The 21859-nt window shown below is 64.9% G+C and carries 18 protein-coding genes; 14 read left to right on the top strand and 4 right to left on the bottom strand.

Features of this window, described 5'->3' with window-relative positions; all coding sequences use genetic code 11:
• Positions 1 to 32: 32 nt before the first annotated feature.
• From E3O11_RS11130 to E3O11_RS11105, 6 genes are all read left to right on the top strand, one after another.
• Positions 33 to 998: an AAA family ATPase gene (locus E3O11_RS11130; protein ID WP_092452992.1), complete on the top strand. Its 966-nt coding sequence runs from the start codon at positions 33 to 35 to the stop codon at positions 996 to 998.
• Positions 999 to 1123: 125 nt separating this feature from the next.
• Entirely contained in the window at positions 1124 to 2383 is a 1260-nt protein-coding gene (locus tag E3O11_RS11125; protein WP_241994710.1) for a DUF58 domain-containing protein, read from the top strand.
• The gene (locus E3O11_RS11120; protein WP_092452986.1) at positions 2380 to 4986 is read left to right on the top strand and encodes a transglutaminase domain-containing protein; all 2607 of its coding nucleotides are present in this window, start codon (positions 2380 to 2382) and stop codon (positions 4984 to 4986) included. The genes E3O11_RS11125 and E3O11_RS11120 overlap by 4 nt, the downstream gene beginning before the upstream one ends.
• A complete protein-coding gene (locus E3O11_RS11115; protein ID WP_092452983.1) occupies positions 4987 to 6471 on the top strand; it encodes a DUF5684 domain-containing protein in 1485 nt (494 codons plus the stop codon).
• Positions 6472 to 6473: 2 nt separating this feature from the next.
• Positions 6474 to 7328, top strand: coding sequence for a PP2C family protein-serine/threonine phosphatase (locus E3O11_RS11110; RefSeq protein ID WP_092452981.1), 855 nt, complete (start codon positions 6474 to 6476; stop codon positions 7326 to 7328).
• Positions 7315 to 7974 carry a hypothetical protein gene (locus tag E3O11_RS11105; protein WP_092452978.1) on the top strand — a complete coding sequence of 220 codons (660 nt, stop codon included), beginning with the start codon at positions 7315 to 7317 and terminating at the stop codon, positions 7972 to 7974. Before E3O11_RS11110 ends, E3O11_RS11105 begins: the two co-directional genes overlap by 14 nt.
• A gap of 441 nt (positions 7975 to 8415) precedes the next feature.
• Here E3O11_RS11105 and acs read toward each other — a convergent pair whose 3' ends face one another.
• Positions 8416 to 10473, bottom strand: coding sequence for an acetate--CoA ligase (acs, locus tag E3O11_RS11100; protein ID WP_092452975.1), 2058 nt, complete (start codon positions 10471 to 10473; stop codon positions 8416 to 8418).
• A gap of 70 nt (positions 10474 to 10543) precedes the next feature.
• Positions 10544 to 11134, bottom strand: coding sequence for a flavin reductase family protein (locus E3O11_RS11095; RefSeq protein WP_092452972.1), 591 nt, complete (start codon positions 11132 to 11134; stop codon positions 10544 to 10546).
• A gap of 137 nt (positions 11135 to 11271) precedes the next feature.
• Here E3O11_RS11095 and E3O11_RS11090 point away from each other — a divergent pair, with 137 nt between their 5' ends.
• Positions 11272 to 12645 carry an LLM class flavin-dependent oxidoreductase gene (locus E3O11_RS11090; protein WP_092452969.1) on the top strand — a complete coding sequence of 458 codons (1374 nt, stop codon included), beginning with the start codon at positions 11272 to 11274 and terminating at the stop codon, positions 12643 to 12645.
• 88 nt (positions 12646 to 12733) lie between these two features.
• On the opposite strand, the gene E3O11_RS11085 is transcribed toward E3O11_RS11090, so the two are convergent.
• The gene (locus E3O11_RS11085) at positions 12734 to 13303 is read right to left on the bottom strand and encodes a CoA-binding protein (protein WP_092452966.1); all 570 of its coding nucleotides are present in this window, start codon (positions 13301 to 13303) and stop codon (positions 12734 to 12736) included.
• Positions 13303 to 14610: an O-acetylhomoserine aminocarboxypropyltransferase/cysteine synthase family protein gene (locus E3O11_RS11080; protein ID WP_092452963.1), complete on the bottom strand. Its 1308-nt coding sequence runs from the start codon at positions 14608 to 14610 to the stop codon at positions 13303 to 13305. The genes E3O11_RS11085 and E3O11_RS11080 overlap by 1 nt, the downstream gene beginning before the upstream one ends.
• A 156-nt stretch (positions 14611 to 14766) precedes the next feature.
• On the opposite strand from E3O11_RS11080, the gene E3O11_RS11075 reads away from it, so the two are divergent.
• From E3O11_RS11075 to E3O11_RS11040, 7 genes are all read left to right on the top strand, one after another.
• The gene (locus E3O11_RS11075) at positions 14767 to 15273 is read left to right on the top strand and encodes an OsmC family protein (RefSeq protein WP_092452960.1); all 507 of its coding nucleotides are present in this window, start codon (positions 14767 to 14769) and stop codon (positions 15271 to 15273) included.
• A gap of 684 nt (positions 15274 to 15957) precedes the next feature.
• On the top strand, positions 15958 to 17679 hold the full coding sequence (locus E3O11_RS11065) for a GspE/PulE family protein (protein ID WP_092453007.1): 1722 nt from the start codon (positions 15958 to 15960) through the stop codon (positions 17677 to 17679).
• Positions 17680 to 17700: 21 nt separating this feature from the next.
• The gene (locus E3O11_RS11060; protein WP_277871277.1) at positions 17701 to 19002 is read left to right on the top strand and encodes a type IV pilus twitching motility protein PilT; all 1302 of its coding nucleotides are present in this window, start codon (positions 17701 to 17703) and stop codon (positions 19000 to 19002) included.
• Positions 19002 to 20231, top strand: a complete 1230-nt coding sequence (locus E3O11_RS11055) for a type II secretion system F family protein (protein ID WP_166787571.1) — start codon at positions 19002 to 19004, stop codon at positions 20229 to 20231. The genes E3O11_RS11060 and E3O11_RS11055 overlap by 1 nt, the downstream gene beginning before the upstream one ends.
• A gap of 140 nt (positions 20232 to 20371) precedes the next feature.
• Positions 20372 to 20806, top strand: a complete 435-nt coding sequence (locus E3O11_RS17840) for a type II secretion system protein (RefSeq protein WP_092452954.1) — start codon at positions 20372 to 20374, stop codon at positions 20804 to 20806.
• A gap of 72 nt (positions 20807 to 20878) precedes the next feature.
• Entirely contained in the window at positions 20879 to 21280 is a 402-nt protein-coding gene (locus E3O11_RS11045; RefSeq protein WP_092452951.1) for a type IV pilus modification PilV family protein, read from the top strand.
• Positions 21277 to 21840 (top strand): PulJ/GspJ family protein, encoded by a 564-nt coding sequence (locus tag E3O11_RS11040; RefSeq protein ID WP_092452948.1) that lies wholly within the window; start codon positions 21277 to 21279, stop codon positions 21838 to 21840. Before E3O11_RS11045 ends, E3O11_RS11040 begins: the two co-directional genes overlap by 4 nt.
• The last annotated feature ends 19 nt before the right edge of the window (positions 21841 to 21859 follow it).

Genomic DNA, 21859 nt, shown 5'->3' with positions numbered 1-21859 from the left:
AGCAATAAACCGTGACACTGAAAGAGCTACCCATGACAATCACCCCGGAGCAGTCCGAATGGTTCGCCGCGACCTTCACGGTGATGGTCGACAACGTTGAACGCGTCGTCCTCGGCAAGCGCCACGTGATCGAACTCGCCTTCACCGCGATGGTCAGCGAGGGCCACCTGCTGCTCGAAGACTACCCAGGCACCGGCAAGACCTCGCTGGCCCGCGCCATGTCACAGACCGTGCAGGGCGTCTCGACCCGAATTCAGTTCACGCCAGACCTGCTGCCCGGCGACGTGACCGGCATCACCGTGTACGACCAGAAGACCGGCGAGTTCGAGTTTCACAGCGGACCGATCTTCGCCAACGTCGTGCTCGCCGACGAGATCAACCGGGCCAGCCCGAAAACCCAGTCGGCGCTGCTCGAAGCGATGGAGGAGGGCAACGTCACCATCGACGGTGTCACCCGCTCCACCGGTGTGCCGTTTCTCGTCATCGCCACCCAGAACCCGATCGAGCACGCCGGCACGTACCGGCTGCCCGAAGCCCAGCTCGACCGCTTCATGATGAAGGCCTCGCTCGGCTACCCCGACCTCGCCGCGACCATTCGTATTCTCGAGGGCACCGCCGATGTGCGGCACGACCTCGCGCCGGTGATCACCCCGCAGGCGCTCGTGAGCATGAGCGACATCGCCCGCGGCGTCTTCGTGAACCCTCTTATCTACGACTACATCGGTCGCCTGGTCGAGGCGACCCGCAATGCTCGCCAGGTGCGTATGGGCGTCAGCGTGCGTGGCGCCCGTGCCATTACCAAGGCCGCGAAGACCTGGGCCGTCGCGCACGGCCGCAGCTTCGTCACCCCCGACGACGTGAAGGCGCTCGCCGAGCAGGTGCTCGCCCACCGGATGGTGCTCGACCCTGAGGCCGAGTTCGACGGCGTCACCGCGAGCGCCGTTATCGGCCAGATTCTGCTCGACGTGCTGCCGCCCAGTCGGAGCGACCTGGCGTGAGCTTTCACACCGAATCGCGGCGCTCCCAGACATCAAATCTGGCGCGCACCAGCACCCAGACCCGGTCTGCAACGCACACTCGGTATGCCACGACGCGCACGAATAGGTCAACGACGTTGACCCTCGTGGGCGCCGTCGTGCTCTGGATGCGGGCCGCGCGCGCTGTGCGAATCGGTGTGCGGGCATCCGTCGACTGGGTCGGCGAAACGGTCACGCCGGCCGGCTGGGTCGTGGTCACGGCCGCGATCGTGCTGCTGCCGCTCGGCCTGGCGTTGGGCTGGACCGAATTGATCGTGATCGGCTGGGTGGCGGTCGCCCTCATCCTCATGTCACTGCCGTTTCTGGCCGGTGGCCGCGCCTACAGCGTCGATTTCACGCTGCCGGTCGATCGGGTCGTGGCCGGTTCCGAAGTGCTCGGCACCCTCACCGTCACCAATATCTCCAAGCGGCTCGAACTGCCCGGTCGCGTCGACGTTCCAATCGGCCGGGGGCTAGCGGATGTCTACGTGCCGCTGCTGCGCGCCGGTCAGGTGCACGAGGAACACGTTCGCGTGCCCGCGTACCGCCGCGGCATCATCGATGTGGGCCCGGTCACGACCGTGCGCAGCGACCCGCTCGGCGTGCTCGGCCGCGAAGTGGCCTGGGCCGACGTGAATCGCCTGTTCGTGCACCCGGTGACCGTGTCGATTCCGAGCACGAGCGCCGGATTCGTGCGCGACCTCGAGGGCAACCCGACGAGTGACATCGTCGACTCCGATATCTCGTTTCACGCCATTCGGGAGTACGCGCCGGGCGACGGGCAGCGACACATCCACTGGAAGTCAACCGCCAAGACCGGCAAGCTCATGGTGCGCCAGTTCGAGGAGAGCCGGCGTTCGCGCCTAGCTATCGTGCTGAGCCTGAACCAGGCGGAATACGCTTCCGAGGACGAGTTCGAGATGGCGGTCAGCGCCACCGGTTCGCTCGGCGTGCGCGCGATTCGCGACGGTCGGGACCTGGCCGTCGTGGCGAGCGAGGAGATTCCCGATATCGTGCGCAGCAGCATCCGTTCGGTGCGGAGTTTGAGCGTCGTATCGACCCGCACCCTGCTCGACGACCTCACCGCGATTGAGACCAGTGCGCAGGCCATGAACGTTGAAGATGTCTGTCTGCTCGCGGCCCAGGTGGTGCCCGATATGTCGATCGCGTTCGTGGTGTGCGGCGGGGCCATGACCGCCCGGCGGCTGCAGGCGCTCACCCTCAAATTCGACGGCAACGTGCGGGTCGTTGCCGTTCTGTGCAACCCGAAAGCTCAGCCGAGCTTTCGCGACCTGGCCGGCACGAGCGTGCTGACCATCGGCGTGCTCGACGACTTTCGCTCCCTGCTGAGCCGGCGGGCCGCATGAGCGCGCCCGGTTTCCTGCCCTTGCGTCGGCCGCGTCGCGCACCCAGCCAGCGACGGTCCCTCGTGATCAACGCCCTGTTCGTGGTGCTGATGCTGCTGGTCGCCGTCTGGGCGGCCTGGCCGATCTACCAGGACAGCAGCTATCTGGTGATGGCGGCCGGAGCGATCGCGGCGGGCATACTGCTGGCCTGGCTTGCTCGCGCCCGCGGCTGGTCCTGGTTCAGCCTGCTGCTGGCCACCCTCGGCGTCTACCTGTTGCTCGGCGTTCCGCTCGCCGTGCCGTCGGCGCTATCCAGCGTCTCGGGTGCCCTCGGCGGCCTGCTCGACCTGGTCGCCGCCACGGTGTTCAGCTGGAAGGAACTCGTCACCATTTCGCTGCCGGTCGGGTCGTACCAGACCCTGCTGGTGCCGGCCTTCGTGCTGTTCCTCGGCGGCACGACAGCGTCCCTGACGCTCGCCTGGCGCGGCGGCCGACGCTACGCCCTCGCCGTTCCCCTGATCTTCGCCGTGCAACTGTTCGGGCTGGTGTTCGGGCCCGGCGCCGAGAGCGCACCGATGGTGCTGGCCGGGTACACCGTTCCGGCACCGCGGGAGAGCCTGATCGGACTGGCCGCACTGCTGCTCGGCTTCGGCTTTCTGGCCTGGCGCACCCACCTGGCCCGCAGCGAAGCCCTCAATTTGGCGGCCCGCACGACCGGGGTGCGCCGCACTCCTGGCGGCCTCGGCGGGCGGGTGCGCCGCGGCGCCCTCGCCTTCGGCGTGCTCGCACTCGCCGTCGCAGTGTCGCTCGGCGGGCTGTCGGCGGTAGCGTCGACTCCGGCCCGCGAGGTGCTGCGCAGCAGCATCGACCCCGCCGTCGAGCTGCGCGAGTACGTCAGCCCGCTGAGCCAATACCGCAGTTTCTTCAGCGCCGAGCGGTATGACGAAGAGCTATTCACGGTGACTTCTGTTGAGGGCGACCCGACGAGCCGGGTGCGCCTGGCCGTGCTCAGTCACTATGACGGCGAGGTCTTTCGGGTCGTCGATCCTATATCGGGCGTGAGCGATCAGGACACCGCGTTTGCCCGGGTGCCCCACAGCCGCGGCTCGGCCAGCGGCGGCCGGGCGACCGCGTTTGCGATCAGCGGGTATCAGGGCGTGTGGATGCCGGGGACCGACGCGCTGTCGAGCATCCGCTTTGCCGGCGAACGCGCGGCGGAACTTAGCGACGGGTTCTTCTACAACGCGGGGACGGCATCCGGTATTCAACTGAATGCCCTCGAAAGCGGCGACCGTTACACGATCATTGCCCCGAGCGAAGCGGATGCGACGGATCTGGCCGGTCTCGCCCGCCCGGCGGCTGCGTCCAGACTGATCGATGAGTCGCTGATTCCGGCGAGCCTCGCCGATTGGGTCACCGCGCAGGAGGTCAGCAGTGACGGTGCCGGACTGGCCGAACTCGTCAGCCGGCTGCGGGAGCGCGGCTATCTCAGCCACGCACTGACCACTCCAACGGCACAGTCCTGGACCGCTGACCTCGGTGATTACCAGTTTTCGCCGAGCCTGTCCGGCCACTCGGTCGCGCGCATCGATGCCCTGTTCACCGCCCTGCTGGAGAAGCAGAACAACACCACCTCGACCGAGAACTCCCAGCTGGTCGCCGCCGTCGGCGATGACGAACAATTCGCCGTGGCGACCGCGCTGCTGGCCCAGCACCTCGGGTTTGAATCCCGTGTAGTGCTGGGATTCAGCCTCGCGGCGGCCGACGCGGTAACTGGCGCACCCGGGGCCTGCGTCGAGGGTGTCTGCTCGGGCCAGAACCTTGCGGCCTGGGTCGAAGTGGCCGGAGTGGACGGCAGTTGGATCACCGTGGACGCGACCCCGCAGTTTCAGAACCCGCTCTCACCAATCGACGATGCCACCCGCGACCCGCAGTACAACACCGAGGTGCTGCCCGAGGGAGCTACCGAACGGCGGGCCCCCGAGGCCAACCCGACCAGTGGCGAAGACCAGCAGGAAGAAGAACCGGCCACCCGCACCGACCTGGCCTGGCTGTTCGCGGCCCTGAAGATCGGCGGCATCAGCCTCGCCGCCCTGCTCGTGGTGAGCACACCGTTCCTGGTCATTCTGGGCGCCAAGTTCAAGCGACGCCGGGACCGGGCGCGGGCGCCGGACGTGTCGGCGCGGTTCGCCGGCGGCTGGGACGAATACGTCGACGCCGCCGTCGACCGCGGCTTCGCCGACCAGGGCAGCATGACCCGGGTCGAGATCGCCCGGCACTACCAGTCGGCCGGCGGCAAGATGCTCGCGGCGCTTGCCGACCAGGCCGTGTTCGGCGAAGTGCCCCCGGTTGCCAGCGACAGTGACGCTTTCTGGGCGCTCGTCACCGCTGAGCGCGCCGGGCTGGCCGCGAGCGGCACCAGGCGCGACCGCTGGCTTGCCGCCCTCTCGCTGCGCTCCTTCTCTCGACTGGCGGATGCCGGCCGATCGCGCAGTTTTCAACACCACAGATTTCGACACCACAGCCACGGCACAGTTCGACTAGACGTCACCACAGTGCGCCCAAACCGGCGCTCCAGCAGCAGAATGGGGGAGCGACCGCGCACCAGCGGCCGCAAATCGTAAATGGATGAATCATCTGGAGCGGTCATCGCCGTCGTCGTGGTGCCCGTGCTACTTGGCCTCGGCCTGTATGTGTTTTCGTCGATCGCCCTCGGCAAGGTCTTCGTCAAGCTCGGCGAACAGGCCTGGAAGGCGTGGGTGCCGATCGTCAACATCATCACCCTGTTTGAGCTCGGTCGGTATCCGGCCCTGTGGGTCGTGGGATTGTTCATCCCGGTCGTCGATATCGGAGCCCTGATCGTCTTCATCCTGGCGGTCAACAACGTCAACCGACGGCTCGGCCACGGCGGCGGATTCACCCTGCTCTACCTGGTCGCCTTCCCCATCTGGGCCGGCGTGCTCGGATTCGGCAAGTCCGTCAACACCGGCTGGCTGCCGGTACCGGCCGCAACCGGGTATGTGCCGTTCACCCCGGTGCCGCCGCTGACGGGCCCGGCCGCGCCTGTCTCGTCGCCCGTTCCTGCGGTGTCGCCCGCGTCGCCGGTTCCCGCAGTGCCCGCAGCGCGCCCGGTGTCCCCGGCGTCCGCGCCGACCGTGGCCCCGGATCCCGTTCGTCAGGCCGCGGCACCGTCGCACGCGGCTGCAGTGCCCGCGCCGCTCGCTGCACCGATGCCGCCCGCGCCTGTGTCGCTGCCGCTGTCGGCCGCGCTGCCCACGCCCCCGCCTCCGGTCGTGCGTGGCCTGCCCACTGGGCCGCCACCGTTCTACGTGAGGTCGCCGCCGACGCCCCCGGCCGAGTCTCCGGCCAAGTCTCCGGCCGAGCCCCCGGCCGTCACGGCCCCGCCTGCCCCGCTGGCTCCGCCGGCCGCTCTTGCATCATTTGCTGCACCTCCAGCAGCGTCTGCACCAGCATCTGCACCACTCGTTGCGCCGCCGGTCGCCCCCGCCGCGCCCGCGCAACCGGCCGAAACGGATGCCCCACCCCTCGCCGCCCCGCCGGCCCACGCGGTCGCCACGACGAACGCGTGGGCCGGGCCGGCACCGGTCGTGCCCATACCGGTCGTCCCTGCACCAGTAGCTCCGCTGGCCTCAATCCCGGCCCCAAGCCCGGCCGCGAGCGCCACTGACCGCACCGAGACCGAGACCGAGACCGAGACCGAGACCGAGCTCGCGGAGGACGACGACTTCGACGAGACCATGATCGCCGTGCGCCGCATGAAACCATGGACGCTGGAAACCGAGCACGGCCTGAAAGTCTCGCTCACCAAACCGGTCGTGCTGCTCGGACGCAACCCTGCGCGTGGCAGCGCACATCCGGATGCGCAATTGGTTTTGCTGCAGGACCCCGGCAAGACCGTGTCGAAGACCCACGCCCGCCTCGATTTCGTTGACGGGGCCTGGGGCATTCGCGACCTGCAGTCGACCAACGGCATCGTGCTCATCGATGGCGCCGGCGACGAGAGCGAGCTCGATGCGGGCGCGAGCGCGTCGCTGACCGAGCGGTTTTTGCTGGGGGAGCTCGCGGCCCGCATCTACCTGGAGGCCTGAATATGACCCACCTCCAGCCAACCAGTGCCCAGGTCTCACTGCAGTGCGGCTTTCGCTCCGATGTCGGTCGCAAGCGTCAGCAGAACGAAGACTCGCTGCTGGCCGCATCCCCGGTGTTCATCGTCGCCGACGGCATGGGCGGCCTCGAAGCCGGCCATCGGGCTAGTTCCGCCGTCATCGACGAATTCCAGAGCTGCGTCGCGCACCCCGGGCTGCTGGCCGAGGACGTCGGAGCAGCCGTTGAGCGCGCCCACGCGGCGGTGCGCGCGGTGTCGGACGCGACCGGGCGCGGCGCCGGCAGCACCCTCACCGGCCTCGTCCTGATCGACCACGACGATGCCCCGCAATGGCTCATCGTGAACGTCGGCGACTCCCGGGTCTACCGGTTGTACGGCGGCGAACTCAGCCAGCTCACCGTCGACCATTCCCTCGCGCAGGAACTCATCGAAGAGGGGACACTGCTGCAAGCGGATGTCGCCACCTTCGCCCGCAAGAATGTGATCACCCGGGCCATGGGCGCCGACAACAGCCCGACCGACTACTGGCTGCGCCCGGTGGTGACCGGCGAACGGCTGCTGGTCTGCTCCGACGGACTCCACGGCGAGCTCTCCGAGGAGAGCATCAAGGCCGGGCTCACGCTCGGCGGCAGCACCCAGCAGACCGCGGACCTGCTGCTCGCCGGCGCTCTCGAGCACGGCGGGCGCGACAACGTCTCGGTGATCGTCATCGACGTCGTCGCCGGCGGGGTCAGCTCCTGGCACGGTGTCGCGATCGAGGAAGACCACGCCGAGACCATCGACACTCAAACCGATGACACCCGCCCGGTTCAACGAGTGGCCCGCAATGCCGCCCGCTGATCCACGCGATGGGGCTGACACCGACATCGGTGACGATGACGACGACACGGTAATCGTGCAGCGCACGGACAACCACGACACCGTGATCGTGCAGCGCACGGACAACGACGACACTGTCATCGTGCAGCGAGCCACAGACGAACGCACCCGCATCGTGGCACGCGCCCGCCACGCCCGACCCGAGGCTGTGGACCCAGCTGTGGACCCAGCGGTCGATCCGCTCGTCGACCTCGCCGCCGACCCCGAAGACGACGGCGAAGCAACCGTGCGCTCGCCCCGCGGCAGCGCGGCGAGCGACACTCTCCTGAGCAGCCGACGGGCGACCCGGCCGGCGCACATCCCGGTCGTTGACGATCTGCAGCGTCGCTACCAGCCGCCGCAGGTGCAGAGCGGCTCGAGCGTGCGCTACCAGGCCCGACCGGTCCCAATCATCGTCGCGCCAGCCCAACCCACACCTGGGTCGCAGCCGATCGCGCTCGATCCGGCCCGGATCGCCCTCGCCGAGGCGGCGGCCGAGATCCGTCAGCGAGCCGCGGCGGGCATCCGTCGTCGACGTCAGATCACTCTGGTCGTGATAATTGCGAGCACCCTGCTCGCTCTGGTCGCGGCCGTCGCGTTCACCGTCTTCGCCCTCGCCACCTGGTGAACTTCAGCTGGCCCCCAGCCCTGCAAGGTGAACTTGCAGAAGACCGTTGCCGGTTCGCGTCGTGAGTTCGTCTACTTACGGGTAGCGCATTCTCACTGCAATACTTCGTTCAGAGGCACCGTCGCCTCTTGGGCGAATTGTGGGGAGCGATCATCAGGCCGACGAATAATCTGCTTGAGTCTCGTCTCCGCTCTGGCTGTGATTGTGGGCCACTCGTGCACGTTGACCGGCATCGCTGCAGCACCCCGAGTCCTCGGGATCCCGATTCATAGTCGTGGTCGCTACATATTTTTGCCATCAGTGGCTACCTCATCGCAACTAGTCGGCACAGAAATCCCGCGCTGGTGCCGTTCCTGACCAATCGATTCCTGCGCATATTTCCCGCGCTGAAAAGGCACGTTGCTGAGCGCACCGTTGACGCTATATCGGGTGTTGACGCGGTTAGCCCGGTGAGCGCCTGGCGTCTAGGATCTGTCTGATCTGGAGCGGCACCGTGTCATCCTGCAGCGACGTTGTATCGCCCAGTTCGCGTCCGTCCATGAGATCGCCGAGCAGGCGACGCATGATCTTGCCCGATCGAGTCTTCGGCAGGTCGGGTACCACCACGATCTCCCTCGGCTTAGCGATCGCTCCGACCTGAACGGTGACCTGGGAGCGGAGCGCCGGCGAGAGTTCCGCTTCGAGGGCACGCCAGAACCGGGGATCGGCGGCCTCCGCAGCGGAGGGCGACCGAGCGGGGATCACGAAGGCGGCGATGGCCTGCCCGGTGGTCTCGTCATGAATGCCAACAACCCCGGCCTCGCCGACGGCGGGATGCGCGACCAGTGCCGACTCGATCTCGATGGTCGACAGCCGGTGTCCGGACACGTTGATGACGTCGTCGATGCGTCCGAGCAGCCACAGGTAGCCGTCGGCGTCGATCTTCGCGCTGTCGCCGGCAAGAAAGTAGCCTTGCGCGGCGTACTTCTTCCAATACGCGTCGCGGTACCGTTCGGGGTTGCCCCACACAGTGCGGGCCATAGCCGGCCACGTGCCGTCGACCACGAGGGATCCGCTCGACCCGGGCTCGGTATCCGTGCCCTGATCGTCGACCACACGCACGGTGAGTCCCGGCAGCGCGTGGGTAGCTGACCCCGGCTTCAGGGCCGTGACCCCGGGTAGCGGGGCCACGATTGCCGCTCCGGTCTCGGACTGCCACCAGGTGTCGACGATGGGGGCCGTGCCGGCGCCGATATTCTCTCGAAACCACAGCCAGGCGTGCGGATTTATCGCCTCGCCAACCGAGCCGAGGAGGCGGATGCTGGAGAGGTCAAAGGTGGCGGGCACGCCATCTGGGAACCAGGTCATGAGGGTGCGCACGAGGGTCGGAGCGGTGTAATAGGTTGTCACCGCATAGCGTTCGATGATCTCGAAATGGCGCCCAGGGTGCGGAATGTTTGGGGTTCCCTCGTAAATGACGGAGGTCGCGCCGTTGGAGAACGGGCCGTAGAGCACGTAGGTGTGGGCCGTGACCCACGCGAGGTCGGCCGTGCACCAGTACACGTCGGAGTCTTTTGCATCGAAGATTGCCCAGTGGCTCCACGACGCTTGGGTGAGATAGCCTCCCGACGTGTGCACGAGCCCCTTGGGGGTGCCCGTGGTGCCCGAGGTGTAGATAATGAAGAGGGGCGTTTCGGCGTCGAAGAACTCGGCGTCGTGGGTGTTTTCGGCGGTGTCGACGACGTCGTGCCACCAGACATCCCGGCCGGCTGTCCAGGGCACGTTGGGTGTCAGGTCTCCGGTGCGCCGCACGACGAGCACGTGTTCGACCGCGTCGATGCCCGCAACAGCGACATCCGCCTGCTCTTTCACCGCTACGGCGGCCCCGCGGCGAAACTGGCCGTCGGAGGTGACGAGCAGTTTGGCCCCGGTGTCCTCAAGGCGAAATCGCAGCGCCGCGGCCGAGAAGCCCCCGAACACCAGGGAATGCACCGCGCCGAGCCGGGCAACGGCGAGGGTGATGACAATGGTCTCCGGTATGACCGGGAGGTAGACGACCACGCGGTCGCCCGCCACGATTCCCAAAGCGATGAGGGCGTTCGCGGCCTGCGCAACCCTGCGCTGGAGATCTGCATAGGTGATCACCTCACGGTCGCCGCGCTCTCCCTCGAAGTTGATGGCGACCCGATCGCCGTGCCCGGCATCGACGTGGCGGTCGACGCAATTGACTGCCACGTTCAACCGACCGCCGAGAAACCACTGGGCACGGGGGATCGAAAGCAACGGATGCCCGTCCGATTCGAGCGTGCCGCTGGCGTCGGCGAGGGCCGGCTCCCACGTGTGTGCGGTGTGCCAGCGTTCCGCCCAGTCGAGGCGGTCGGCCTGCCGCTCCCAGAATGCGACGGGGTCAGTCGCGGCGGTGGGCCATGCGCCGGAGCCCACGTTGGCGTAGTCGACGAGGCCAGCAGGCGGATAGTAGAGGCTGTCGTTGGCTGCAGCGGTCTCGAGGGGAAGGGTCATCGCTTTGACGCTACCGCGCCGCGCAGGGGGGCGCACACGAGCCGGTAAGGCGGCGTAATGTAGGCGCTCCTCACGCTCCCGGTACGCTCCGCAGCGCCGAGTGCTCGTCGAGGCTGTGCCACGTGCGGTTGTGGTAGACCAGCGGGTCGGATCCGCCTTGATCGGTGGCGACCGTGGCTTCGAGTGCGTGCACGGCAATGATCGTGGAACTGCCCGCGGCCATCCGGTTGATGATGCGCCCACGAATCCAGGCGTGTGCGCTGGGGAAATACGGTTCACCGGTAGCGAGCCTGGCCCAAATTTCAGTATCGGCGAAACGGTTGACGCCGCTGGTGGCGCAGAGCTTTGCAATGTTCAATTGCTCAGCTCCGAGGAGATGCACGACGACAGTGTCGGCGCGGCGGATGGTCGGAGCGCTGGAGGCGTGATCCGAGAGGGAGAACACCAGCAGCGGTGGCTCGGCACTCACCGAGAACACCGAGGTGGCGGTCAGGCCGACCGGGCCGTCGCCGGCATCGGCGGTGATCACCGCGACGCCGGCGGCATGATTGCGAAACGCCAGCTTGAACTCGTCCGGATGCAGCCCACCGAGATGTTTCGCACCCTGGTCACCGTCGGTCGGCCACGGCCCGGCGAGTGCGGCCTGTTCTTGAGTTCTCATCGGGTTCCGTTCACAAAATAATCAAAGACAGAATCAAGGGTCCCCCGTCGGGAGCTTTGAGCGTGAATGTCTGTCGTAATGTGACGCCATGTTGCGTCATAAGCCGCGGTTCGGGTCTCAACAGTCACGATAGACAGATGCCCAGACAGATTCGATTCAACGCCTTTGACATGAACTGTGTCGCCCACCAGTCCTCTGGAATGTGGCGGCACCCGGATGACCAGTCCTGGCGGTACAAAGACCTGCACTACTGGACCGAGCTCGCAAAACTATTGGAGCGCGGAAGATTCGACGGAATCTTCATCGCTGACGTTCTGGGCACCTACGACGTGTACGGCGGCTCGAATGAGGCCGCGATCCGGCATGGTGCGCAGGTTCCCGTGAATGACCCCGTGCTGCTGATCTCGGCGATGGCATTAGTGACAGATCATCTGGGGTTCGGGGTGACCGCTGGTACGGCGTACGAGCATCCGTATCCGTTTGCACGACGGATGTCGACCCTTGACCACCTGACCAATGGGCGGGTGGGCTGGAACGTGGTCACCGGATACCTACCATCCGCCGCACGAAACATGGGTCAAGAAGACCAGCTCGAGCACGACGCGCGGTATGACCACGCGGACGAGTACCTCGAGGTGTTGTACAAGTTGTGGGAAGGGTCATGGGAGGACGACGCCGTCATCCGCGACCGCGAATCCGGGGTGTTCACCGACCCGAGCAAGGTTCACGAGATCGGCCACCACGGCAAGCACTTCACGGTCCCGGGTATCCACCTCTCTGAGCCGTCGCTGCAGCGTACACCGGTGATCTACCAGGCGGGGGCATCCTCCCGCGGCATCGACTTCGCTGCCGGTAATGCAGAGGCGATCTTCGTTGCGTCATCGACCAAGGCTGGGCTGAAGGCCACCGTCACGAAAATTCGGGATGCCCTCGAAAAAGCAGGCCGCAGCCGCTATTCCGCGCGCATCTACACTCTCCTCACGATCATCACCGACGAGACGTCGGAGAAGGCGACGGACAAGTACCAGGACTACCTCTCGTATGCCAGCGAGGAGGGCGCGCTCGTCTTCATGTCCGGCTGGATGGGCATCGACCTCTCGCAGTACGACCTCGACGAGCCCATCGGTAATGTCAAGAGCAACGCGATTCAGTCCGTCGTGGCCAACTATCAGGAGGCGAATGCAGACGGCAGCGAATGGAAGGTACGCGATATAGCCAGACTGGCGGCTATCGGCGGCCTCGGCCCGTTCATTGTTGGTTCAGGCTCGGAGATTGCCGACACCCTGCAGGAGTGGGTGGAGGAGACGGATGTGGACGGTTTTAACCTGGCCTATGCCATCACCCCCGGAACGTTTGAGGATGTCGTCACCTATGTGATCCCCGAGCTGCAGGCTCGTGGTGCCTACCCGAAGGAGTACGTCGAGGGCACGCTGCGCAACAAGTTGCACGGACGGGGCGGCCGTCTTCCCGACGAGCACAAGGGGGCGAACTACCGGGTGCGATCCGCTTAGGTCGCGGCCAGTCGGTTAGCGGCTCTCGAGTGATCAGAGAGCCGCTGGGCGGCGTCGCACGGTGAAATTACGAGGGCAGTGTCGGCTCTCAGCGGGCCGTCTTTCGTGCCGAGATCACGCCGGTGTTGAAGCCGAGGAGATAGAGGCCGCCGTTGAAGCGGGCGTGCTCAATCTTGAGGCAGCGGTCCATGATTACCGTCAGACCCTGGCTCTGCGCGTAGGTCGCCGCATCCTGGTTCCAAATGCCAAGCTGCATCCAGACGGTCGGAGCGCCGATGGCGACGGCGTCATCGACAACCGAGGAGATTTCGCTTTCCCGGCGGAACACGTCGACGATGTCGGGCACCTCGGGCAGTGCGGCAAGGGTGGGGTAGGTCTTGTGGCCGAGAATCTCGTCGGCGTTCGGGTTGACGAAATACACCCGGTAGCTGCTGGACTGCAGCAGGTAGGTTCCCACGAAGTAGCTTGCCCGCGCCGCGTTGGGCGATGCGCCCACGATGGCGACCGACGTGGCACTCTGCAGAATCTTGAGGCGTTCCTTGGCGCTGGGACCGATCCAGGTTCGCGGGGACTTCACTCGGTTCGCGCCGGACACGCTAACCGGCAGTTCGCAGGCGGGGCCGTTGGCCAATGGGGAGGGTACTGCTTCCGTGCTCATCACTTGCCTCCGGTTGCCAGGCTCAGCGCCTGGTCGAGGTCGTAAATAATGTCGTCTGGATCTTCGATCCCCACGCTAATGCGTACAAGGCCCGGCAACACCTTCGCGTCAACAAGCTGCTGCTCGGTGAGCTGCGCGTGAGTGGTGGACGCCGGATGAATAACCAGTGTCTTCGCGTCGCCGACGTTGGCGAGGTGGCTGGCCAGGGTCACTGACTCGATGAAAGTGCGCCCGGCATCCCTGCCGCCCCTGACGCCGAAGCTGAAGATCGAGCTCGGTCCCTTCGGCAGGTATTTCTTGGCGCGGTCAAAGTGCGTGTGCGAGGGGAGCCCGGCCCAATTGACGAATTCGATTCGGGGATCGGCTTCGAGCCACTCCGCGACGATCCTGGCATTGGCGACGTGCGCTTCCATCCGAAAGGCCAGGGTTTCGACGCCTTGGGCGAGGAGGAACGCGGAGTGTGGGGCCAGGACAGGTCCGATATCCCGCAGCTGCTCGGCACGCAGGCGGGTGAGAAAGGCATACTCGCCGAAGTTGCCCGACCAGTTGAGGTCGCCGTACGCCGGCACTGGAATGTCGAACAGGGGGAACTTGCCGCTGTTCCAGTCGAACCGACCGGACTCCACCACGACACCACCCAGAGTGGTCCCGTGGCCGCCGAGAAATTTCGTCGCCGAGTGGATGACCACGTCTGCTCCCCATTCCATTGGCCGGTTCAGGTAGGGGGTGGCAAAGGTCGAGTCGATGATGAGCGGAATACCCGCGGCGTGGGCGACGTCGGCCAGACCCTCGAGGTCGGCGATCTCGCCGGACGGGTTGGAGATGGACTCGGCGAAGATCAGTCTGGTCTTGTCAGTAATCGCTGCGGCATAGTCGGCCGCATCCGTGCCCGGCACAAAAGTGGTCTCAACTCCGAACCGACGCAGCGTGATGTCGAGCTGCGTGAGGGAACCGCCATAGAGGCTCGCAGATGCGACGATGTGGTCGCCGGAACCCACGAGCGAAGCGAAGGTAATGTACTGCGCCGACAGGCCGCTCGAGGTTGCGACAGCGCCCAGCCCACCCTCAAGGCTTGCCACACGCTCCTCGAATGCGGCGACCGTCGGGTTGGCGAGGCGGGAGTAAATATTGCCGTACTTTTGTAGGGCGAACCGGGCCGCAGCATCAGCGGTGTCATCGAACACGAAGGCCGTGGTCTGGTAGATGGGAATGGCTCGGGCGCCGGTCACCGCATCTGGAACATTTCCTGCGTGGATGGAACGGGTGCGAAAACCCCACTCCCTGTCTGTGCGGTCGTGGTTTGCCATTCCTTCACGCTACCGGAACGTGCTCCCCGGCAACTTCGTGTGGACATGCACGGTAACAATGGGAGCAATCTGCGGTAGCTCCAGTTGCCGGCGGATACTGTAAAGGAGGAAGCGTCGCCGACCGCACGCTTCGAAACTACTTGGAGATGATGACCAGTGACTATCAGTGACCTGCGCACGGTGCAAGCTCCTCTGAAGCAGCAGTACCGCGATGACCCCGACGCCGCCCTGGTGACGCTTCGGGCCAACGGTGAACTGGGCGCGGGTATCAGTTGTTCGGTGCAGACCGGGCAGGCCCTGGTGGAGGCTGGTTTGCACCCCGCCACCGGAGGCGACGGTCTCTCCGTGTGCTCAGGCGATATGCTCCTCCAGGCACTCGTTGCCTGCGCGGGGGTGACTCTGGCCGCAGTCGCTTCCTCGCTTGGCATCGACGTCACCGGTGTGGTGCACGCCGAGGGAGACCTCGATTTTCGCGGCACGCTCGCCGTCGACAAGCAGACGGCGGTCGGATTTCAGGACATCAGGATGCGGTTCGAGTTAACATCCGATGCGGATGAGGAGCAGATCGCCACCCTTATCCGTTTGACGGAACGCTATTGCGTCGTCTTCCAGACACTGGCCGTTCCGCCAAAATTAGCGGTATCGCACAGCGTCCACTCGTAGCCTCGATCCACCGATCGGTGGATCGAGGCTACGCAGTACAGCAGCTGTCAAGCGCGAACAAGCACCTGGCCGATGACGTGATTCGTAATCTGACCCAGTTCGTGAATCTGGAGAACCCAAACTCAGCAGAGGCAAAGGTCCTCGTCAGAAGTCTTCGGATCAAGGTTATTCAGAGATTCAAGAACAAGAAGCCCAGGTGGATGGAAGCGACCTTCGCTCCGGACGGACGAATCGTTGGGGCACTGGACGGCGACTACCTCCGATTCATCAGGAACTGCTTCCGCACCACCTCACTGACGAGGTCTTCAACTTCGGCGTCCAGCCGCCACGTACCTTTCCCATGAGAGGATCGCCCGGGAGCCAAATCCGTCGCTAACCCCGACCTTGTTCGATAGCGTTTGATCAGTACATAGACCTGGCGCCGCGATATCCCCAGCGACAATGCGGCCGCCTCGACCGCGGCCCGACCCACGAACACTCGAGCCGCCAAGGGCGCATTAACCGCCGACACCCTGCCGTAGACCGGACCGAAACACCCCCGAATGAGCGCCCCATACAGTGGGGCTGTCCAGCTGTTTTACTCACGGGCTACCCTGAAGCTCTACTTTTGTGCCGTCATCCGTTTTGTGCGTCATTCACTGGCCGGGTGGCGGTACCCACGTGGTATCCCGGGGGAGCGCGTTCGTGACCAGCCTGACCGAAATTCTGATCGTGCACGGCCTACTTCCGATCGAGGACCTCGACACCGTGCGCCGGAGCGACCGCGCCGATGAGGCCGCCGTGCGCAGCATGGTCGACGCGGGCACGATCAGCGAGGTGCAATTCGCCCAGGCGCGCGCCGAGCAGAAGAATCTGCCCTTCGTCGAGTTGCTGGATTATCCCGTCGACCGGCTCGCCGTGGCCAAGGTGCCGGCCGCAGTCTGCCGCCGCGCCAACGTGCTGCCCATCGCCTTCGAAGACGGCCGTCTCGTGGTGGCCATGGTCAATCCCGGCGACGTATTCGCCGTCGATGACGTGCGCGAAGCCGCCCGCATGCGGGTCACCCCGGTCGTCGTTGAACCCTCCGACCTGCAGGCGGCCATCGCCCGCTACCACCGCGCCGACAGTGAACTGATCGACCTCAGCTCCACCCTCACGGCCGAGAGCGACGATGTCGACGAGACGTCAACTTATACAGAAGCGGATGACGCGGCGCCGATCGTGCGCTTCGTCAACCTGCTGGTCAGCCAGGCGATCCAGGACAAGGCCTCCGATATTCACATCGAACCCGGCGAAGGCGGCCTGCGGGTGCGCTACCGCATCGACGGCGTGCTGCACGATATGCAGAATGCGCCATCGACTATCGCCGGCGGCGTCACCTCGCGCATCAAGATCATGAGCGACCTCGACATCGCCGAGCGGCGCAAACCGCAGGACGGTCGCATGTCGGTGCACCACAACGGCCGCACCGTCGATCTGCGCGTCGCCATTCTGCCCACGGTCTGGGGTGAAAAGGTGGTGCTGCGTATTCTCGACAACGCCACCTCATCGATGAAGATGAGCGGCCTCAATCTGCTCACCGACAACTTCAACGAGTTCGAAATGGCGTATACCAAGCCGTACGGCATGATCCTGGTCACCGGCCCCACCGGGTCGGGCAAGTCGACCACGCTCTACACGACGCTGCACGCCATCTCCCGGCCCGAAATCAACGTCATCACGGTCGAGGACCCGGTGGAATACCGCATGCCCGGGGTGAATCAGGTGCAGGTGAACCGCAAGGCCGGCCTCACCTTCGCCGTCGCCCTGCGTTCGATTCTGCGCTCAGACCCCGACGTGGTGCTGCTCGGTGAGATTCGCGACCAGGAGACCGCGAAAATCGCGATCGAGGCCTCGCTCACCGGTCACCTCGTGCTGTCGACGCTGCACACCAACGATGCGCCAAGTGCTATGACCCGCCTGATCGAAATGGGAGTCGAACCGTTTCTCGTGGGATCGGCCCTGGACTGTGTGGTGGCCCAGCGACTCGCCCGTCGGCTCTGCGACCGCTGCAAGGTGCCAGACCACCGCACCGACCTCGCCTATCTGGGATTCGTGGTCAACCCCACCGTGGGTTACGTCTCGAACCGCTCAACGATCCGGCCCGAGATCGGTCCGGCCATCGACCCCACCACCACCGGCACCGTGATCTACAAGTCGGCCGGATGCTCAAGCTGCTCGCAGACGGGATACCGCGGTCGCCTCGGCATTCACGAGGTCATGACGGTGTCCGAGGAGATCGAGCGCCTCACCGTCGCGCACGCTTCGAGCGCCCAGATCGGGGCCGCCGCGCGCAAGCAGGGCATGATCACCATGCGTGAAGACGGCTGGGCCAAGGTCGCCCTCGGCTTGACCTCGGTGGATGAGGTACTCCGCGTTGTCTCCTAGAGCAGCGGGAGGGCAGTTGTCATGAGCCGACCCGATTACGACCGGATGCCCACCGACGACAGCACCGCAGACCCCACCCCAACGGCTCGCATTCTGCACGCGATGCGCGCCCTGTCCAGCGAGCGCGAGCCCGGCGAACCACCGGCAACCGACCTAGTCACAGATGAGCCACCGGCCACTGATATCGACCCCGACCTGCTCGCCGCCCTGCGCCTGGTCGCTCATGCTGGCGGATCAGACCTGCACGTGGCCGGCGGTGCACCTCCGAGCGTGCGCATTGACGGTGCCCTGCGGCCCATCGTCGGCTGGGCGCGCTGGTCGCCGGGCAAGGTCGCGGCGGCCCTCGGCAGCATCCTCTCGCCCGAGCAGCGGGAGGAATTCGCGCGCGAACTCGAACTCGACTTCGCGTACACGATCGAGTCGACTCGGTTCCGCGTCAATTTCTACCAGCAGCGCGGCTCGGTCAGCGGCGCATTTCGGTTGATTCCGAATGCGATCAGGTCGCTGAGTGAACTGGGCGTGCCGGCATCCGTTTCGCGGTTTGCGCATTTGCCGCGAGGCCTGGTGCTGGTCACCGGTCCGACCGGTTCGGGCAAGACGACCACGCTCGCGGCCATCGTCGACCTTGTCAACAGCACCCGCACCGACCACATCGTCACGGTGGAAGACCCGATCGAGTTCGTGCACGAGTCCAAGAAGTGTGTGATCAGCCAGCGCGAAGTCGGGCAGGACACGCACAGTTTCGCCGCGGCGCTCAAACACGTGCTGCGGCAGGACCCCGACGTCATTCTGATCGGCGAGCTGCGCGACCTCGAGACCATCTCGGTCGCGCTGACCGCCGCCGAAACGGGCCACCTGGTCTTCTCGACCCTGCACACGCAGGATGCCGCCCAAACCATCGACCGCATGATCGACGTTTTTCCCGCCCACCAGCAGGCCCAGGTGCGGGCGCAGCTCGCCGCGACCCTGCGCGGAGTGCTTTGTCAGACGCTCGTGCGCAAGGTCGGGGGTGGACGGGTGGTGGCCACCGAGATTCTGGTTTCAACGCCAGCCATCGCCAACCTCATTCGGGAAGGCAAGACCCATCAGATCGGATCTGCGCTGCAATCGGGCCGCGCCACCGGCATGCACACCATGGATCAGCACCTCGCCGAGCTCGTCGACGCCCGCCTGATCACGCGGCAGGCGGCGGAGGAAAAGGCCCAGGACATCGAGGTGCTCAAGCAACTCGTGCACAAGATTGATCCAAGCGATCCCGCGCTCGGCGACCTGAGCCTGGCCGAGATCGACTTCAACGACTCGTTCACATCGAGGAGGCGCTAATGGCCGCTGAACTCTCCTTCGCCTATTCGGGTCGGGACGACGACGACAAGGTCGTTAGGGGGCGCATGGACGCCGGGTCGGAGCGTGCTGCGCTGCAGCAGCTGCGCACCATGGGGCTGTCGCCGATCTCGATCGTTCCAGCCCGCCCGATTCGTGGCCTCAATATGGATCTGCACCTGCCCGGGTATACCAAGCCGGTCGCGCTCGCCGATCTGGCCGTGATGAGTCGCCAGATGGCGACCATGACCGCAGCCGGTCTGTCGCTGCTGCGTACGCTGATCATTCTCTCGGAGCAGACCCAGAATCGTCGGCTCGCGCAGGTGATCTCGGTCATTCGCAGCGACGTCGAAACGGGCATGTCCCTGTCGCACGCTTTTGACAAGCACGACGAGGTCTTTCCGCCGATCATGATCAACCTCGTTCGCGCCGGCGAGATCGGCGGTTTTCTTGAGGATTCGCTGGGCTCCATCGCCGACAACTTCGAAACCGAGGTGCGCCTGCGTGACACGATCAAGTCGGCCCTGGCCTACCCGGTGATCGTGATGATCATGGCGGTGCTCGCCATCATTGGCATGCTCATTTTCATCGTGCCCGTGTTTGAGGACATGTTTCAACAGCTCGGTGGTCAGCTGCCGATCGCGACCCAGGTGCTCGTGCACCTTTCCAACATCATGCTCTGGGTCGCCCCGATACTGATCGTAGGAGCGGTGTTGGCATGGCTGTGGTGGGGCAAAAATCGGCACACCGAGCGCGTGCGACGCGTGGCCGATCCACTCAAGCTCAAACTGCCCGTAGTCGGCCCTGTGCTCGCTAAGCTCGCGATAGCTCGGTTCAGTCGCAACTTCGCCACCATGATCGGCGCTGGCGTGCCCATTCTGGGTTCCCTAAAAATTGTAGGGGAGACCTCAGGAAACTGGGTCATCGAAGAAGCGTTGCACAAAGTGCAGGAATCGGTGAGTCGAGGCCGGTCGATTGCCGGCCCACTCGCCCTCGAACCGGTCTTCCCGGCAATGGTTACGCAGATGATCGCGGTGGGAGAGGATGCCGGCGCGCTCGGGCAGATGCTGCGCAAGATTGCTGAGTTCTACGATCAGGAAGTGCAGTCGACGACCCAGCAGCTCACCGCCCTGATCGAACCCCTGATGATCGCCGTGATCGGCATCATCGTCGGAGGGATGGTTGTCGCTCTTTACCTGCCGATGTTCAACGTATTCGACTATGTCGGATAGTCCACCCCAGTTGGGGCTGCACTATATCTGGGGGTGGGTAAACCCCAAAAACCCATTTATTTCACCGGGGGTAGAACCTAGGTTGAAGTATGAGTAGCCGCACCGTTCTGCTCCCAGAAACGCCACCTAAAGGAACCACCATGAACCGCATCATGTCCGTCCTAGGCAATAAACGCATGACCCTCGGTCGCAGCGACAAGGGCTTCACGCTCATCGAGCTTCTAATTGTCGTGGTGATTCTCGGCGTTCTATCTGCCATCGCTGTTCCGATTTATTTGAACCAGCAAGATAAGGCCAAGGATTCCGCCGTCGCGACCCAGCTGACCCAGGCGAAGACCGCGATTGCTGTCGAGGTAACGAAGGGGACATCGGTTTCGGATGCCGTCGGCAAACTCTCCACAGGTTTGGACTCGTACTCTACGAGCGACGACATCCTCATTACAGGCGTCGCCGGTGTTTCGCCCAACGAAAATACTTTTGTTCTAACGGGGCAATGGAAGCCAGCGGACGCCACAACAGGTACGCATACGCAGTACATCTCCGAGTCCACGTCGGCGTCGACGACAGAGCCCTAGCCGGGCTGATTGATTGCGCAAACCCGCCGAGGAGCATTGAGCTACTAAGCCACAAGGAGAGAGTACGACGAGATGAGCGCGACTCTTCCCGCTGACCCCGAAACGAGGAACGCTGGCTTCGGAATCGTCGAAGTCATCGTCTCGATGTTTCTGCTGAGCATCATGGCCATGGCGTTTCTGTCCGTCCTCGTGCAGTCCCAGCAGCTGGCCCGCACCAACGCGTTGATCGCGACCGCGACTCAGCTGTTGAGTGCCGATCTCGACCGTGCTCGACAGTCAACCGTGACGTGTGATCCCCGTCCCGCCGCGGACTCCAGAGTAGAGGGCGAGTTCACGGTGACCGGTGTGTGGGCTGGCGTTGAAGGGTGCGGAGCGGGCGTGCCGACGACGTTGTCATACACGAGCAAGGTCCAGATTACGGGGGCAGACAAATTTCTGGCCCAAGCGGTCACGCTCATCTTGGTGAACGGATGACCGACATCATTCCGGTGGGCCCTCGCCGCCGCGAGACCGGTTTCACCCTGGTCGAGTTGGTCATCTACATCAGCCTCTCGGTGTTGATCCTCTCCCTCGTGGGTGGCTTTCTGCTCAACGCGGTGCGAGCCCAGCGAGACGTGGTCTCTTCCTCGGATGGCGCCAACACCGCGCAGCTGATCGCCGAGTCGATCAAGCGAGATGTGCGAAACGCCACCGAAGTCGCAGTGAGCGGCAATCTGCTCGTGGTCAGGACCGCCGGAATGGACGACACATCCGACCTGTCCTGCCGAGCCTGGTATTTCGATTCCGGCGTCTTGTACACGGTCAACACGGGGGACGCACGAGTGACTGCGCCCGCGCCTGAAGGGCTGAAAGATTGGACCGTGCAAGGCCAGGGAATTAGCGCGGTCAATCTCACGGAGCCCGTGTTTTCCGTGGTCGTCCAGGGCCAGGTCAAACTGTCGTTCACGGTCGGAGGAACCATGCCGGTCGTCGTGCACACGACCGTCACACAACGAGCGCCGAGCAGTATCGAGAAAACATGTTTCGCAGACTGAGTCGGCACAGTGGCGAACG

Source organism: Cryobacterium levicorallinum (assembly GCF_004402405.1).
Lineage (GTDB): Bacteria > Actinomycetota > Actinomycetes > Actinomycetales > Microbacteriaceae > Cryobacterium > Cryobacterium levicorallinum.
Note: the sequence above shows the minus strand (reverse complement) of the source record. Positions and strands in the feature narration are given on the sequence as shown.